Origin of the sequence: Jeotgalicoccus nanhaiensis (assembly GCF_015235105.1) — a bacterium.
In the GTDB taxonomy this organism is placed as follows: domain Bacteria; phylum Bacillota; class Bacilli; order Staphylococcales; family Salinicoccaceae; genus Jeotgalicoccus; species Jeotgalicoccus nanhaiensis.
Genome location: NZ_JADGLW010000023.1, coordinates 1 through 417 on the forward strand (window position 1 = coordinate 1; position 417 = coordinate 417).

At 72.7% G+C, this 417-nt stretch carries 1 protein-coding gene; it reads right to left on the bottom strand.

Annotation, left to right across the window (positions count from 1 at the left end; all coding sequences use genetic code 11):
• On the bottom strand, positions 1–417 hold a 417-nt coding region (locus IR135_RS11510), incomplete at both ends, for a hypothetical protein (protein WP_209307416.1).

A 417-nucleotide genomic window follows, 5' to 3' on the forward strand; every position in this document is an offset into this window, starting at 1 on the left:
CGGGGAATCGGCCTCCGGGCCGGTGAAGGCGATGTCGGCGCTCGCGATGCGCGTCTGGGGGCCGGGATCGACGTCCACGGTGATGGCGCGCGGCGCGGGCCCGCCGGGCGTCTCTTTCAGCGCGATGGTGAGCGTGGGGCTGAAATAGCCCATGGTGCCGAGCAGTTCGCGGGCATTGGCGTCGGCCGCGCCGAGCAGGCGCGAGAGTTCGCTCGCCTGCAGGCCAGGCAGCCTGCGGAAGCGCTGCAGCTCCATGTGCCGCGTGAGCAGATCGCGCACGGCATCGGGGCCCTGCACTTCGAGCGTGAAGGCCTCGGCCCCTTCGCCGGCAACGCCGGCGTCGGATGCGAGGGTGGAGGTGTTGTCGTCGCTGTCCGCCTTGTCGCGGGCGCCGGGCAGCAGGCTGCAGCCCTGGAG